Origin of the sequence: Winogradskyella sp. ECml5-4 (genome assembly GCF_036903175.1) — a bacterium.
Taxonomy (GTDB): Bacteria; Bacteroidota; Bacteroidia; order Flavobacteriales; family Flavobacteriaceae; genus Winogradskyella; species Winogradskyella damuponensis.
Genome location: NZ_JAYJLF010000008.1, coordinates 45,587 through 62,554 on the forward strand (window position 1 = coordinate 45,587; position 16,968 = coordinate 62,554).

The 16,968-nt window shown below is 31.9% G+C and carries 13 protein-coding genes; 9 read left to right on the forward strand and 4 right to left on the reverse strand.

Annotated elements, in window-relative coordinates:
* Window position 1: 1 nt before the first annotated feature.
* The 3 genes from VDP25_RS09070 to VDP25_RS09080 all read right to left on the reverse strand — a co-directional run bounded on the left by VDP25_RS09070 (window position 2) and on the right by VDP25_RS09080 (window position 3,619).
* A complete protein-coding gene (locus VDP25_RS09070; RefSeq protein WP_334468953.1) occupies window positions 2–1,405 on the reverse strand; it encodes a gliding motility-associated C-terminal domain-containing protein in 1,404 nt (467 codons plus the stop codon).
* Between the two features lie 172 nt (window positions 1,406–1,577).
* Complete coding sequence (locus VDP25_RS09075) at window positions 1,578–2,906, reverse strand: hypothetical protein (protein WP_215925579.1); 1,329 nt, start codon at window positions 2,904–2,906, stop codon at window positions 1,578–1,580.
* Between the two features lie 260 nt (window positions 2,907–3,166).
* Window positions 3,167–3,619: a hypothetical protein gene (locus VDP25_RS09080; protein ID WP_334468958.1), complete on the reverse strand. Its 453-nt coding sequence runs from the start codon at window positions 3,617–3,619 to the stop codon at window positions 3,167–3,169.
* A 479-nt stretch (window positions 3,620–4,098) separates the two neighbouring features.
* Here VDP25_RS09080 and VDP25_RS09085 point away from each other — a divergent pair, with 479 nt between their 5' ends.
* From VDP25_RS09085 to VDP25_RS09100, 4 genes are all read left to right on the forward strand, one after another.
* Entirely contained in the window at window positions 4,099–4,695 is a 597-nt protein-coding gene (locus tag VDP25_RS09085; RefSeq protein ID WP_334468961.1) for a hypothetical protein, read from the forward strand.
* Window positions 4,696–4,897: 202 nt separating this feature from the next.
* On the forward strand, window positions 4,898–6,640 hold the full coding sequence (locus tag VDP25_RS09090; RefSeq protein WP_334468964.1) for a patatin-like phospholipase family protein: 1,743 nt from the start codon (window positions 4,898–4,900) through the stop codon (window positions 6,638–6,640).
* 67 nt (window positions 6,641–6,707) lie between these two features.
* Window positions 6,708–7,418, forward strand: coding sequence for a hypothetical protein (locus tag VDP25_RS09095; RefSeq protein WP_334468967.1), 711 nt, complete (start codon window positions 6,708–6,710; stop codon window positions 7,416–7,418).
* Window positions 7,419–7,488: 70 nt separating this feature from the next.
* Window positions 7,489–8,832 (forward strand): DEAD/DEAH box helicase, encoded by a 1,344-nt coding sequence (locus VDP25_RS09100; protein ID WP_334468970.1) that lies wholly within the window; start codon window positions 7,489–7,491, stop codon window positions 8,830–8,832.
* Between the two features lie 15 nt (window positions 8,833–8,847).
* On the opposite strand, the gene VDP25_RS09105 is transcribed toward VDP25_RS09100, so the two are convergent.
* Window positions 8,848–9,594 (reverse strand): arylesterase, encoded by a 747-nt coding sequence (locus tag VDP25_RS09105; protein ID WP_334468973.1) that lies wholly within the window; start codon window positions 9,592–9,594, stop codon window positions 8,848–8,850.
* A gap of 27 nt (window positions 9,595–9,621) precedes the next feature.
* On the opposite strand from VDP25_RS09105, the gene VDP25_RS09110 reads away from it, so the two are divergent.
* The 5 genes from VDP25_RS09110 (at window position 9,622) to VDP25_RS09130 (ending at window position 16,945) form a co-directional block, all read left to right on the forward strand.
* Window positions 9,622–10,311, forward strand: coding sequence for an ABC transporter ATP-binding protein (locus VDP25_RS09110; RefSeq protein ID WP_334468975.1), 690 nt, complete (start codon window positions 9,622–9,624; stop codon window positions 10,309–10,311).
* Between the two features lie 35 nt (window positions 10,312–10,346).
* Window positions 10,347–12,842: an ABC transporter permease gene (locus tag VDP25_RS09115; RefSeq protein WP_334469399.1), complete on the forward strand. Its 2,496-nt coding sequence runs from the start codon at window positions 10,347–10,349 to the stop codon at window positions 12,840–12,842.
* 163 nt (window positions 12,843–13,005) lie between these two features.
* Entirely contained in the window at window positions 13,006–14,763 is a 1,758-nt protein-coding gene (locus tag VDP25_RS09120) for a helix-turn-helix transcriptional regulator (RefSeq protein ID WP_334468978.1), read from the forward strand.
* 202 nt (window positions 14,764–14,965) lie between these two features.
* A complete protein-coding gene (locus tag VDP25_RS09125) occupies window positions 14,966–15,478 on the forward strand; it encodes a hypothetical protein (protein ID WP_334468980.1) in 513 nt (170 codons plus the stop codon).
* 150 nt (window positions 15,479–15,628) lie between these two features.
* Window positions 15,629–16,945, forward strand: a complete 1,317-nt coding sequence (locus VDP25_RS09130; RefSeq protein ID WP_334468982.1) for a DEAD/DEAH box helicase — start codon at window positions 15,629–15,631, stop codon at window positions 16,943–16,945.
* Window positions 16,946–16,968 lie beyond the last annotated feature (23 nt).

A 16,968-nucleotide genomic window follows, 5' to 3' on the forward strand; every position in this document is an offset into this window, starting at 1 on the left:
ATTATTTCACTACGGTTATAGTTCCTTTTTTTGTGTTGTTATCAGCAGTTGTAATGATGTAATAAAACACCTGATTAATACTTGTTAAGTTTAAATTGTTTTCTGGCCAATTATTTTGGTAATCATTGGTTTTTAATACTATTTCACCACGATTGGTCATTATAATAACTTCGGTATTTGTTCCACTTACATAAGCAGTTGGTATAACCCAAGTGTCATTTATTAAATCACCATTAGGACTAATAACATTTGGTATTTTTTCAACATCAGGAAAAAGATCTAGAGCTTCTTCAATTGTAAATGTGTATTCTATTGAAGCTTCACAACCTGTAGTTTCTGAGATCACAACTTTATAATCGCCAAATTCAGTAGCCTCAAAAGAAGCTTCAGTTGCGCTTGCTATAATTGTATTGTTTAAATACCAAGTATATGTAGGGTTTTGAGCTGTTGTAGTCACATTAACCAATAACGATTCTCCTGAAAGCATTTCATTATATTCTGAGACGTCAATTGAACTTTCAAATAGTTCACTTACCAGCTCTATAGTACCTGAAGCGGAACAATCTCCTAAATCTACTTGAACTGAAAACGTACCAGACTCATTAGTTTGGTACATTTGACTTGTAGCACCAGGAATAAGGTTGCCATTTTTAAACCATTGATATGTATTTCCGCCAATTGTACTTAAGGTTGTAAAACCTTGTTCTGGACAATATGGATTTCCTAAACTAGAAGCAATAGTTGCATTAGCTTCACCAGAAATAGCTTCACTAATAGTTACACGATTAGAAAATGAATCTGATGTACAACTGCCATAATTTGTTTTTACGAAATAAGTACCATTCTCACTTACAGATAGTGTTGGTCCATCTGCGACATAAGCATATGTTGTAGGACCTGTTTCTTTGTACCAAGAAAAAGTTAGGTTTGGATAAAGTAATGGAGAATCGTTTGTTTCACTTCCAGGGTTATCTATAGTTAATAAATAGCTACCGCCTGTACAAAAGGCTCCAGTAGAAACTAAATTATTAATTGTAAATGGTGAGTCTTGAATTTTATAATAAGCCGCAAAAGGTATTGATTTAGAGCTTGTTGCTACAGGTGCACTACTTTTAATACGAATACGATAATTTTCGCCAGCAGTTGTGTTTGGTATTGAAAACTCTAAAGTTGCAGGTGAGGTGGTTACTGATCCTGCTTCAGAAGTATACACTATTGTTGGATCTGAAAAATCACCATCAGCATCAGACATTTCAATAGTAAATTGATTAGAAGCACTTAATGCAGATTCCGGTGAAAAAACAAATGTAGTATTATAAGTGTTAAATGATGCACTTGCGCATGCTTGACTAAAACCTAAGTTTGGCGTACCAATTACTACTTGCGCAGTAGCCTGTTTTGACATTAAAACAGTACATAGGCAAATTCCAAATAAGAATTGTGTTAGGTAAGTAGGTTTAAGCATCGGGTTGGGGTGTAATTTTTTAATCTATAAGCTATTTGGGTTTTATCAGTATAGTAACATATTTAAACAATCATTTGCATATATGTTATATTATTGGGCGTTTGAAATTATTTTATTCATCATCTTCTTCTTTTTCATCGTCAAACAAATCATTTGAAGCTATAATTTTGTTAATTCTTAATCTAAAATCTGGAGCTCTACTATTATCAGAGTCAATAAAGGTTTCAGAATCTGGTCCTTTAGAGTACACATTGTCAAAAGCTCGACTTCCATACCAACTCTCTAAATCATCATTGTTAATGTGATCTTTTCTATAAATATTTCCTTTACAATTGTTGAAATATGAACGCGTGAATTGAATCTTTTCTAAATTTTCATTGTTGATTTCTATTCTGTCATCTAAGATAACAGCTGGTTTAAATCCTGAAATCACACTTTTATGAATATTAAACGATACATCTGGCCCAATATAAATTGCTTCTTGTACTAAGCCTACTTTAATATCTGATTTTAAATCATTACTTACATTAACTAACGTAAGGTTTTCAGCATTTACAAAGGTTTCCTTTTTAGAGGTGTCTGCTTTTTCTTTTATATCGTAAGAACTGATATACATACAACGTGAACCATCTGGACTAGAGATGTAAGGTGATCTTACCGCTAGAGCATTTTTTATAGTACTTTGTGTACCTTGGTTAAAGTTGTAATCGTTTTTATTAGATCTAAAAGAAACCGTTTTTGTTAAGTTTACTTCTCCGCCTAAAATGTTAAATGAATTGCCTTCGCAATAACTAACCATTACATTTTTAATATTAGTTTCTGATCCAACACCTGCAAGTGTTAATCCGCTAAAATTTCCAAAATCCTTTGTTTTTTTTCCAGCGTATTCAATTCTAGTATAGTTTAGCACACCAGAGTTGCTCTCAGTGTTATCGCCACCATAACTAATACTTTCAGTTGAAGAAGGGTTTAAGCCATAATTAAGTGACGCTACTTTTCCAAAGGTGTTAATAGGAGCATCACCAAGAATAAAAATACCTCCCCAATCTCCTGGTTTTTTATCTGATCTGTTAGATGTAAATACAATTGGGTCTGTAGATTTTCCTTCGGCTATAAGTTTAGAACCATTGCTAATAATTAATGATCCTTTGGTTTTATAGTCACCAAGTATTACTGTACCAGGTTCTATAACTAAAGTTGTACTATCTGTAACAAAAACATCACCTAGCAAAAGATAGGTATTCCTTTTTGTTAATGTTGTGTTTTCCGAAATGTTGCCAGACAGTATTTGTGTAGGTTCTTCATAGTTGGCTTTATTAGGCTGAAAGTCTGTCCATGAATCTAGCCAATTGTTATAGCCAGTAATTCCTTTTTCCTGTTGGGCAAATAAATTACCTAACACTAAAAGAAAGACAAGTGTAGTAAAAGTAATTTTTTTCATAGTAGGTTAATTTTAAGTTTAGATTAAGGGCTTTTAAACTTTATATCATCAAACATATAAACAATACCTATGAAACACAAATAATATCGATGAAATACATAATATTATACGTATAATAATATTTTTCTTACAAAAAATAACACTTTGTCGAATAAATTTATATGTTTATAAGGATTGCGTCATAAAAACAGTAATAAAAAAAACCTTGACAGATAATACGGTCAAGGTTTTAAAACACATTTAATAAATAAAAAAACTAATTAGTCCTTTTTAAAATCGTCATAGGTATGTAATGCTTTTAATGTAGATTCATAAAAAAGAATTGCCGCTATTAAATCCTTCGTGTCTGAATAGGGTAATATCTTTTTTTGAAATTCCATAGTACTATCAAAATAAGACGTAGAGGCTTCAATGTTTTCTTCTAATGCTCTTTTATTATCTTTTGTATCAGGAATACCTAATGTTTCCATTGTAACACCCGGTTTAGTTGCGAATGCAATGTTTGGAAGTATATTTACAATAACTTCTATTCGTTCTATATAAAGAACAAGTAAATCTCCCTTTTTCATCTTTTTTAAGTCCTCTCGACTGTGGTATTTGGAGATATTTACTTTACCACTAATAATACTCTGAGATTCCTCTTTTTTTTGAGCAAAACCAAAGGTAATCATTAGAGAAAAAATCGCACAAAATAAAGTAGATTTGGTATTCATATTCACGCTTTTAAATTAATCTTAGTGCAACAAATCTATGCAATTAATTAAAAAAAGCAACTATATTTCTATGTTTTTTACAAAATTTCACATCGATTAAATAGCTATTTTTATAGTTAAACTGCTTAATTACTTGACAAAACGCACATAATACCGATAAAATACATTGTTGTTTTTTAACGAGATAATTGCCTAAAAATGAATGATTTTTAGGCCAAAATGAAATATAATTTAAAAAAACGCATTTTTTTCAGGCTTAAAAAGCTAATATTTTGATATCGATAAAATGCATCAAAACATTTTCTTAAGCAGAAAAATACAGTAACAATTACCTCCTTTTATCGAATTGTAATTCTTAGTATTTCATCGGAAATATTTGTCGGCATTTTCGGTTCGTCGTATAAATAATACATTGATAAGATTTTTAACGATTTACCAACTAAAAGCTTCAATTTTAGGTAATCTTAACTCATTATCTTATGAAAAATCGAATGTTCTTATATTGCTTTATCTGCTTTTTTAGCGCTAATTGCATTATTTCAGCTCAAGATTCTAATAATCAACTACCATTATATGATTATACAGACCTTAATTTTAAGAATGTAGATACTATTCCTGATTATGAATCTAAAACGAATAAACTTAAAGTCTCAGGTATTATTTATAAAAGTGATGGAGTAACACCTGCAAAAGATGTTATTCTTTATGTAGAGCAACCAGACGAAAATGGTGATTTTGATTTAAGAGAAACGAAAGAAAAACGTTATGTTAACCATAGAGGATGGATAAAAACAGATGCAGATGGTCGTTATACATTTTATACGTTTGTTCCAGGAAACGATAGAAGATTTAATCAAATGCAACAATTATTTCCAATTGTAAAAGAACCATCAAAAGATGCTTATGCGGTAGAGACCTTTCTTTTTGATGAAGATCCGATGCTAACAAAAATGTGTAGAAAACGTATGGCAAAAAAAGGAGATTTATCTAGAATTTTAAAATTAAAAAAAGAAAATGGTATTTTAGTTGCTCAGCGTAATATCATTTTAAAATCAGACACAGAAGCTACGAAATAGTAGTCTTAACATAATAGCTTATTTAAGCGTTCTAAATAACATATTTAGGACGCTTTTTTTGTGTTCTATATTTTATCGTATTTAAAGGCAATCAAAACATTTAGATCTCTAGTCTATAATTTTATATCTCTAGAAGAAGATTGCATACCTTCATCTTTCTTTATAGTTTTAAACCTTAATGATATTTAAATAAACAGATCTAATGAGTAAACAAACCTTTCATTTAGGGCTTTCTTTAGCAGGCGCAGTATCTGCAGGTGCTTATACTGCTGGTTTTGTAGATTACCTCTTAGAGGCTCTTTCGGAATGGGAATTAGCAAAGCAGGCACAAAAAAATAATCCAAATAGTAACATTCCTAACCATAATGTGGTTATTGATGCTATTGGAGGTGCTTCGGCAGGTGGAATGGTTGGAATGATAGCAACTTTAGCATTATATGCAGGCAATTGGAAACCTGTAAAGAAAGTGTCTAACAAAAAAACAGGTAATATCCTTTATGATAGTTGGGTGTTTTTAGATGATGATTTAGATCTTTATAAAGAAAAGGGGAGTGGTAAAGCTACTTTTGAAAAAATGTTGGACACTTCTGATATTAACCCAGAAATTGGCACACCATCACTCTTAAACTCTAGTCCTATAGATAATATTGCAGAACGTGTTTTTAACGAATTGCCTACTGACGCTAGTTTAAAAAACTTACCAGAATTTATTGCTAAAGATTTAAGGTTACTAATTACACTAACAAGTCTTAGACCTCTGGATTATAAAGTAAAATTAAGTAGAATTAAATCTAAATTTTTAGACGAAACGCCTTCTCACCGTGTTAGTAGCCATGATGTTTTAGCGCATTTTAAACTGAATTATGACGCAGAAAAAGATAAAAACCATTATTTACCTTTTCATCCACATTCATTAGAGTCAAGAGATTTTTTAAAAAAAATAACAAAAGCAACTGGTGCATTTCCTATTGGTTTAAAACCACGTTATTTTGATAATGAATTTGCTACAGCATATTTAAATAACAGTTTAAAAGTTAGAAAATCCTTAATAGATGATAATTTGGACGTCCTAATAGATGAAGAAACGTCATCAAATTTTCAATTTACAGCTATTGATGGAGGTACAATAAATAACGAACCTTTTGATGAAGTTTTACGTCATCTTATTAAAAAACATGGAGAACCTAATATAGACAACCCTAAATTTGGAACAGTTTTAATTGATCCATTCCCTAGTTTTTTCGATTCCATAAAAACAGATACAGTCAATTATAAAATCTCAAGTGTTTTAGGAATATTAGGAGCTTTAGTGCCAACTATTCTTAACCAAGCACGTTATAAACAGACAGATACTTATGGTGTGGGCTTGTTTAAGTTGATGTCATTTCCTAGAAAGTTAAAACCAGGAAAAATGGAAATTAGAGAACATCCTCCATTAGCTACAGGCGCTTTAGAAGGTTTTGGTGGATTTTTAGATATTAAATTTAGACAACATGATTTTTTTCTCGGTAGAGATAATGCGCGTAATTTCCTAAGAGGAATTCTTTTTTTAGAATGCGATAAAAACGATCCTAACAATTTGTTCTATGGAGTTAGTGATACTGCAATTGAAGAATTTAGAAAGAAAGTGAAACAAAAAGATGGAAGTGAAAAAATTTATATGCCTATTATTCCTGATGTGAGTAAAATTAAAGGAGATACTAACCCAACAAGCTATGAGGTTGAAGACTTTCCTCAATTTAATGCCAAAGCCTTTAAAGCTTTAGAAAAACCAATTAAAAACAGAGTTAAAGCCATTTTAAAAGCCGAATTAAAAGGACGTATTAAACGTTGGTGGTTGCGTCCAATTGTAAGTGTTTTTAGAGGTGTTATTGCGGGTAAAATTACTAAATGGATTATAGAACAAGTGGAAACTGATTTTAAAAACAGAAAAATGTATAATTAGTGATTAGTGATAAACTTTGTCAATTAATAATTCTTTTTTTTAGGTATTAAAACTATATATTTATGATATGAAACTCTTCAACAAACAACGCTTCCAATTTATAGAACGTAAACGCTTAAAGTCATACTTAACTTACGCTTTTGGTGAAATTATTTTAGTGGTTGTAGGTATTTTAATTGCAGTAAGTATTAATAGCTATTTCAATAAAAAAAATCTAGATGACTCTAATCAAGAATTAAAATCTCAAGTCATTGTTCAGCTAGAAAAAGATATAAAACACATAGAAGAATTTGAACAAGAATTAAACACACTTAATCAAGCTTATTTAAAAGTATTAGATAGACCACATGATGCTTCAAAACTTAATTCTAGTACTGTTGTTGCTACTTTACTGTTAAATATTAAAGTATTATCACTTGGTAATTCTGCTACAAATCTGATTGACAATGCGCAACTTAACAATAGTAAAGATGCCAAGAATATGCTTAATCTTAGTAGCTCTTATAAGCTGTATTTAAAGAGTATAGATGATACTGAAGCTATTATATTTAAAGCTATATCAGACAATTTAAAAGCTATAGAAGACAGTGAAGATTGGTATGTTGAATTTATCACGGATTTTAATTGTACTCCTGAGTGCTTTACGTTTTTAACAACAAGCAAAGAACACAAAGCTCGTATGGCATCTCTACGGTTTTTATATGTTAATGTTTATAATAACATTCTTAATAATTTTAAAACGGACTTAAAGTGGTATTTAAAAACACTGAAAAGTTAAGTTTTTAGATCGTTCTTATTTATGCCATTCCCAAGAACAGTATTCTTACCTTTGTCAAAATTATTTTTTTATGTCAAAGTATTTTTCCGATTTAGGAATTAATGAACAGCTACAAAAAGGACTAGCTGATTTACACATTTCTAATCCTACAGATATTCAAAACAAAACCATCCCTGTTATATTACAGAAAGTGGATGATGTAGTAGCTTTAGCTAAAACAGGAACAGGAAAAACAGCCGCCTTTGGCTTGCCTTTATTACAGTTAATTGATGTAAAAAAAAACGAAATACAAGCTGTTATCTTAGCACCAACTCGAGAACTTGGTCAACAAATTAGCGCCAATTTAAATGCATTCGCTAAACACATTCCTGAGATGTCTATTGCCACAGTTTGTGGTGGGATTCCTATTAAACCTCAAATAGAACGTTTACAAAGTACCACACATATTGTTGTAGCAACACCTGGTCGTTTGGCCGATTTGGTAAAACGAAACGCTGTTGATATTTCAAAGATTTCATACTTTGTTTTGGATGAAGCAGATGAAATGGTTAGTGCTTTAAAAGAGGGATTAGATGCTATTATTAAAGAAGTTCCTAAAAAGAGACGTACATTATTATTTACTGCTACTATGCCAGGAACCATAAAACAATTGGTTCAAAATTACATGTCAAAACATGTAGTGCATATTGAAGCAGATATGTCAACTGTTGGACATCAAGGTATAGATCATCAATTTGTGGTGGTTGAACCTATTGAAAAATTAGATGTTCTTCTTCATTTTTTAAATTCTAAAGCAGGTCAACGCGGTATTATTTTCTGTAAAACCAAAGCTGCGGTTAATAAACTCGCTAAGAATTTAGCAATTAATAAATTTTCGTCTGGTGCCATTCATGGCAGTTTGTCACAAGGCATTAGAGATCGTATTATGGGACAATTTAGAGAAGCTCATATCGATATTTTAGTGGCAACAGATTTGGCTGCACGTGGTTTAGATATTAAAGACGTGGCTTATGTAATAAATTATCATTTACCAGATACTTACGATGCTTACGTTCATAGATCAGGACGAACAGCAAGAGCAGGAGCAAAGGGCTTAGCTTTAACTATTCTACAGCAAGAAGAAGTCATTGATATTGCCGATTTTGAAAATGAATTAGGTATTCATTTTTCTGAATTAAAAAAAGCGAATACACAAAGTATTGAAGAAACTAAAGCGGTTTTATGGGCCAGAAAGATATTTAAGACCAAACCAAACAGAGCTATTTCTGAAACGCTAAGAAAAGACGTTCGTACTATTTTTCATCATTTAACCAAAGAAGAGTTAATAGAAAAAGTATTAGCCCACCAATTGGCAGAAACAGCTTTAGCTGCCACAAAACCCGAGGCTAATAAAAAGAAAAAAAAGAAGCACTAACTTCAAAAAGCGTTATTATTTATTAATCATTGGTTCAAGAGTTTCCCAAACGGTATTAGCCACTATTTTATGACCTTCAATAGTAGGATGAATGCCATCAGCTTGATTTAACTTAGCAATACCACCTACATCTTTCAGTATAAAAGGAATAAACTTTAAATCATTCTTAGATGCCAAATCAGCAAAGATTTGTCTAAATTCTGTAGTATAATCCTGTCCCATATTGGGTGGTAATTCCATACCTGCAAGGATGATTGTCGTTTCTGCATTTTTTTCTTTTACAGCATCTATAATAGATTGAAGATTAGCACGTGTTTCAGAAAGTGCAACACCTCGCAAGCCGTCGTTAGCCCCTAATTCTAATAGGAAAACATCAATATTTTGATTTAAAATCCAGTTGATACGACTTTTTCCACCAGCAGTAGTTTCACCACTCACTCCCGAATTAACAACGGTGTAATTCAAGTCTAAAGCATCTATTTTTTGTTGTAAGATGGCAGGATAAGCATCATTAATATCGTCTAATCCATAACCTGCAGTAATACTATCTCCAAAACAGAGAATGGTTTTAGATTTGGTTTCACTAATCACAGTATCTTCTGTTTTTGATAGAGGTTGCGTTTCCGTTGTCTCTTTTGTAGCGGTATTATTACCACAACCAAGGAATAGCACACTTACCATAAAATAACAAAATTTTATGAGTTTAGAGCCGTTTAGGATTGGTGAAATTAAATACAAATGATTATTTTGAGCCTTCGACATAAGTGTCCTAAAAATTTAAAAGTTAATATGCCAAAGATATTAAAGATTACTGGTCTAGGAAAGACATATTCTAGTGGTAACAAACAATTAACGGTCTTAAATAACATTTCTTTCGATGTTGAAAAAGGACAAACCTTCTCAATTATTGGCCCTTCAGGAAGTGGAAAAACAACCTTACTAGGTCTATGTGCTGGACTAGATGATCCCAATACTGGAACTGTAGAGTTATGTGGACATGATTTAAGTCAATTAAATGAAGACGAACGTGCGCAATTGCGAAATAAAGAAGTAGGCTTTATATTTCAAAATTTTCAGTTGTTACCAACACTTACAGCACTTGAAAATGTAAGCGTACCTTTAGAATTACAAGGAGATAAAGATGCGGTAAAAAAAAGTAAGTCATTATTAGAAAAAGTAGGTTTAGCAAATCGTTTTCACCATTATCCATCACAGCTTTCGGGAGGCGAACAACAACGAGTGGCTTTAGCAAGAGCTTTTGCAAACGCTCCTTCCATTTTGTTTGCAGATGAACCAACAGGGAATTTAGACGAAGAAACAGGAGAAAAGGTTATAAAATTGTTGTTTGATTTGAATAAAGAAGCAGGAACAACTTTAGTCATTATTTCTCACGATTTAGAATTAGCAAATCGTACACAACAAATTCTACGATTAAAAGGTGGACAAATACTAACAAATCAAGCAACAACAACACTTTGAGTATATCTAAACTAAACACGGCTTGGCTTTTTAAAATGGCATGGAGAGATGCTAAGGCAAGTAGAGTGCGATTGCTATTATTTATGGCATCTATTATTTTAGGTATTGCAGCTGTAGTATCTATTCAGCTATTTAGTACCAATCTTAAAGACAACATTCAGCGACAATCCAAAGCCTTGATGGGAGCGGATTATATTATAGATACGAGACAAGTTCCTACGGAACGAGCCCAAACAATTATAGACTCATTAAAACCTGATGCTTCTGAAGTTAACTTTATGTCCATGGTTGCTTTTCCTAAAAATGGAGGGACAAAATTGGTTAAAGTACGTGGCTTAGAAGGAGACTTCCCGTTTTATGGTACAATTGAGACACAGCCTGCTTTAGCTGCAGCAACTTATCAAGAAACAGGAGGAGCTTTAGTTGATGCTACTTTATTACTTCAATTTAATATTAAACCTGGAGATTCTATAAAAGTAGGTCATATAACACTTCCTATTATAGGTGCTTTAAAAGCTATTCCAGGAAGCACGGCTATTTCAACTTCGGTAGCACCACCAATTATAATTCCTTATCGCTTTATTAAAGATACAGAGTTATTACAATTTGGTAGTCGTAAAGAATACCAATACTTCTACAAAGCTTCAGACACACTTGATTTAGAAGTTTTTGAAGCTAAAATAAATCCTATGTTAAAAGCCGAAAGTGCAGATTTAGATACACATACAAGCACTAGTGAACGCTTAGGTAGACGTTATGATAATGTAGGCAAGTTTTTAAATTTAGCTGCTTTTATAGCTTTATTATTAGGGTGTATTGGTATTGCTAGCTCTGTTCATATTTATATAAAAGAGAAATTAAAAGCGATTGCGGTTTTAAAATGTATGGGAGCTTCTAGATTACAGAGCTTTCTTATTTTCCTGATTCAAATTTCTGGAATTGGAATTATTGGAGGCTTAATTGGAGCTCTTGTTGGTGTAGGAGTACAAGAGTTATTTCCTTTGCTTTTAAAAGACTTCCTTCCGTTTTCTGTTACCATAAGTATTTCTGCTCAGCCTATTGTAATGGGGGTTTTTCTCGGACTTTTTATGTCGGTATTATTTGCTTTATTACCTTTATTAAGAACTTGGTACGTGTCTCCTTTAGAGGTACTACGCGTAAACGAACAAGCCTCACAAGAGCCTAAAAAAGTAAAGTTTACTGTCTTCCTAATTATATTGAGCTTTCTGTTTTTGTTTTCGTATTGGTTGCTTCAAGATGTGGCTTATGCCTTAGGTTTTGTTATTGCAACGCTCATCACTTTTGCTGTCTTAGCTGGTGTTGCTTTGTTGTGCATTAAATTAATTCGGAAGTATTTTCCTAAACGTTGGGGTTTTACAGCACGCCAGAGTTTGCTAAACTTATTTAGACCCAACAATCAAACAGTTGTTTTAGTAGTTGCTATTGGTTTAGGGACATTTTTAATTAGTACTCTATATTTTACAAAAGATATCTTATTGTCAAAAACCGAAGTGGGACAAACGGCAGGTAGTGCTAATCTCATTATTTTAGATGTACAAAGTGAACAGCGTGATGCTTTAAAACAAACAATTACGTCTCAAGGTTTACCTATTGTAGATAATATTCCATTGGTAACAATGCGTATGCATCGCATTAAAGATCAGTTGGTAAATGACATGAAAAAAGATACAACAAAACAAGTTCGTGGTTGGATTCTAAATCACGAATTTAGAACAACTTACCGCGATTCACTTATAGCTTCAGAAGAACTGTTAGAAGGTGTGTGGACATCAGAATTAAAGCCGGGAGACCCAATCGTTATTTCTATTTCAGATAATCTTGCCAAGGATGCTAAAGTAGGTGTTGGTGATGCTATTGTTTTTAATGTGCAAGGAGTGCTTATGGAAACAACAATTGGTAGTATTAGAAAGGTAGATTGGGGAAAAATACAACTCAACTTTTCTATTGTGTTTCCTAAAGGAGTCCTAGAGAAAGCTCCGCAGTTTAATGTTATTTCTACTTCTGCACCAAATGAAGTGGCTTCTGCAAACTTACAACGCGATTTGGTTCAAAAATTTCCTAATGTATCTATTCTAGATTTACGACAAGTCATTACTATTATTGAAGATATCTTAGATAAGGTGTCATGGATTATTAATTTTATGGCCTTCTTTAGTATTCTCACAGGAATTATAGTCCTTATTGGCTCTGTAAGAACTAGTAAATACCAACGTATTAAAGAAAGTGTATTACTAAGAACACTTGGCGCTAAGAATTCTCAGATATTAAGAATTTCAGCTTTTGAATACGTGTTTTTAGGACTTTTAGGCAGTTTAGTTGGTATTTTATTAGCTTTAGTCAGTAGCTTATTTTTAGCTCTATTTGTATTTAAAGAACCGTTTACCCCTTCACTAATTCCATTTTTAGTCTTTTTACCAGGTATTACTATATTGGTATTAGGAATTGGGCTGAGTAATATTCAAACCGTACTTAGAAGTTCGCCTTTAGAAGTCTTGCGTAAAGAAGGATAGTTGCTTTAAATATTGATTTTTGTTTGAAGTAGGAAGGTCACTTCAGAATAATGAACTTCTGAAGAGATTTTTTAAGGCTTACTTTTATTAAAGTCTTTTCTGGTTTATACTGTTACTCTAAAAAAATAGGTATATTTAGAGAATCCTAACCTATTGATAATTAATGTTTAAGTATTACGCATCACTATTGCTTTTGTGCAGTATAGCCATACCACAGTTATGGTCTCAAAGCACAGCAATTACTAGTGAATCAGCTTTTAAGGAGTACCAACAGATTAGCGACTCTATGTCTTCTGTATTTCCAGAAGATGATATAAAAACATACCGACGCGCATCATTTTCTGATGTCCAAATGCAAAGGTATTTATCACTTCATTTTAAGCGTTTAGACATATTAAATCATATTGAAGGACACGTTAAATTTGTTTTAGACAGTTATCTACATTCGGGAAATTGGTTTAGAGAAGTAGGATTTCCTAAAGAGTCTATTAAATCTTATCTCAACTTTTTTAATTACTACGAAGATCATGAAAATGAATTAGATATAACTGAGCGCAATAAATATATGGAAATGCGAAGTTATGCGCGAAGCATGCTTGCAGAGAGTTATGCAAAGCTTGGTTTATTAGATAGCGCCGCATTTCAACATAAAGCAAATATGGCGTTTACTAAGAATCTAAACTATATTTACCATCCGTCTTCAATAAACAATTATGGCCTTTTTTTTTATTGGCATAAAAAAGACCTTGATTCTGCGATGTATTTCTTTGAACGTGCCTATGCGCTTACAAAGTCTAAATTTCCAAAGCATACTTTAAATGGAAGTATACGCGATAATATTGCAGATATTTATATAGACCAGCAAGATTATAAAAAGGCACAGCCATTATATCAGCAAAATTTTGAGTATTTCAAAACAGCCATTAATGAAGCAACCTTAGCTAAAGATATTCCTCGGTTAATTAGTGCAGGATCACAATTAGTAACTACCAATACACAATTAAGTCAGTTAGACGCTGCACAACGGGTTTTTAAAGAGTTAGAAACCATTGTAAAATATCAAGAATTGAATAACAGTATAACGTCTAGTTCTAAATTAGAATTTTTAAGAGCTAAAGAACGTTTGTTAAGTGCTCAAAACAATATTTTAGAAGCCTATGCTACAGTAAAGACGATAGAACGTTTTTCGGATAGTCTTCAGGCCATATCTAATCATGCTGATAAAAAATGGCAAGAAGAATTGAATGATATTACGATAGACAAAATTGAATTAAATTTTAAAATAGATCGCATTCAAAAAGAGAATATGATTAAAAATCAGCGTGCTAAACTTTGGTTTATTGGGCTTTTATCGTCTATTTTCATTATTCTATTAATGACACTTATTATTAGTAGAAGGCAACACCTTATCAATGCAAAAAATAAACAATTATTAGCTGAACAGAAACTAGAAAACTCAGCCTTAAAGGTCGAGCAGCTTAATTCAGAGATTAAATCTAAAGAACGTGATTTGTCAGATTTTGCTATAAAACTTACCCAAGATCAAGATTGGGCAAAAGAATTAGCAGCGCAATTAGAGGCCATAAAGCAGACTTCATCAGAAGAACGCGAATCCTTAATAAAAACCTTAGATCACGCTATTGCCAATAAAATTAATGTAGATAGTGATACACAAGATTTCTTTGAACGCTTAGACAAATTAAGTCATACCTTTTATAGTAAACTCACACACAGTTACCCAAATTTGAGTAAAAATGAAATTAGACTTTGCTCATTAATTCGCTTAAAAATTGAAAGTCGTAGTATTGCCACACTTCAAAATATAACTTTAGCGTCACTAAATACGAGTCGTTACCGTTTAAGAAAAAAACTAAATCTCTCAGAAGATGTCGACTTAGACTTTTTTATTCAAAATTTATAAAACACTTATTGTTAATTATTTGTGTTAGGTTTTGTTCCGTTGTCTATTAATTGTCTATTGCTTGTTCATTAGCAGTCTATCTCAAATTTATGGTTAGAAGTATCATGTCTAGTAACTTCGTCATGTCCTAATATCTTATTAATTACAGCCTGTTTATAAAACATCATTAATAATAAGTATAACCCATAAAATTGTATCACTCATGAAAAAATTTCTTCTTGGTTTATGTATTTTAGGTTTAACCAACCTTATCTCTGCGCAGAATGACTTAGCTATGGCAACAGCTAATGATAACGACATTACTATTAAAGCTTCAAAAATCAAAAATGAATCGTATGTAATGAGTAATACTAATGAAACTATACATTTGGCTGCACGCATTAAAAAATTACAAAAAATAGCCGCTACTTATGATATTTCTAAGGAGTCTATTTACAGTAATAATAAATCGGTTACTTATGATGTTGTATTTGAAGCCAACGAAAATTATATTAAAGCTGTTTATGACCATAATGGTGAGATTATAAAATCAGAAGAGTATTATGAAGATGTAAGGATACCTTATGATTTAACAAGTCAATTGGCTAAAGACTATCCTGGATGGTCTTTTAATAAGAGCAATTGCAAGATTTTTTATTCTAAGGAAGAGGCATCAAAATTCACCTATACAATAGTACTTAAAAAAGGAAATAAATCTAAATTGATTACAAGATAACCTTAACCGTTATTAATAACTTGCTAAGAAGGCAACATCTTTTAAGGTGTTGCTTTTGTTTTGTTAATTCTCAAGAATGATATACCTATCTTTGTCCGATAATTCAGAAAGTTCTACGTCAGACAATTCTAAAACAAACAAAAAATAGCAATGGCTAATAGCATTAAAGATCAACAAGATATTCTCGAGAAATTAAACATATACGCACTCAATGCAATGCAAGAATCTGCTATTGAAGCGATTGAAAAAAACACAAATACTATTCTCTTATCTCCAACAGGAACTGGAAAAACATTAGCCTTTTTATTGCCTTTATTGGATGCTTTAGATCCAACTATTGAAGAAGAAGTCCAAGCTTTAATTATTGTGCCTTCTCGTGAATTAGCAATTCAAATTGAAACCGTAATTCGAAATATGGGCTCTGGTTATAAAGCTAATGCTATATACGGAGGACGTGCTATTTCAAAGGATAAAATAGAATTAAAACACACACCTACCATATTAATTGGAACACCAGGACGTTTAGCCGATCATTTTGAGCAAGCTCGATTTACTACTAAATTTATAAAAACTTTAGTGATAGATGAGTTTGATATTTCAATTGAAGTTGGTGCAGGAGGTGAGATGAAGTTTATAATGGGCTATTTGGCAAATGTTAACAAGCGAATTTTAACTTCTGCAACAGAGGGAGCATCAATTCCTGCTTATCTTAAAATGAATGGTGCCAAAACTTTAAATTTCTTAAAAGATAAATCAAGTCCAAAATTAACGGTAAAAACAGTGTTGTCACCATCGGCTAATAAACATAATACTTTAGTTGACCTATTATACCATTTAGGTAATGCGCCTGGTATTGTATTTTGTAATAAAAAGGAACGTTTAGAAGATTTAAGTCGTTTTTTAGACAAACGAAAAATTGCACATACATGCTTTCATGGAGGTATGGAGCAGCGCGATCGTGAACGTGCTTTAATTAAGTTAAGAAATGGAAGTGTAAATATTTTAGTGGCGAGTGATTTGGCTGCTAGAGGTATTGATATTCCTGAAATGAGTTATATTATTCATTATGAAATTCCTGAAGCTATCCAAGAATATACCCATAGAAATGGTAGAACAGCTCGAGTAAATGCTAAAGGAACAGCTTATCTGATTAAAGGGGATAGAGAAGTATTTCCTGAGTTTGTAGAAAAATCTAAAATACTAACGCTTAAAAAATCTGGGGAAATAAAACCTTCATTTTGGACCACATTATTTATTTCTGGAGGTAGAAAAGATAAAATATCTAAAGGAGATATTGCTGGTTTATTCTTTAAACAAGGTGGTATTAGTAAAGATCAATTAGGTGTTATTGAGTTAAAACAAGACTGTGCTTTTGTCGCTGTTCCTAAGTCAATTTCTGATGACTTAGTCAATAAGCTTAATAATGTACGCTTAAAGAAGAAAAAGGTTAGAGTTTATCCTATTTAATTGAATCTCATATAAAATCTGAC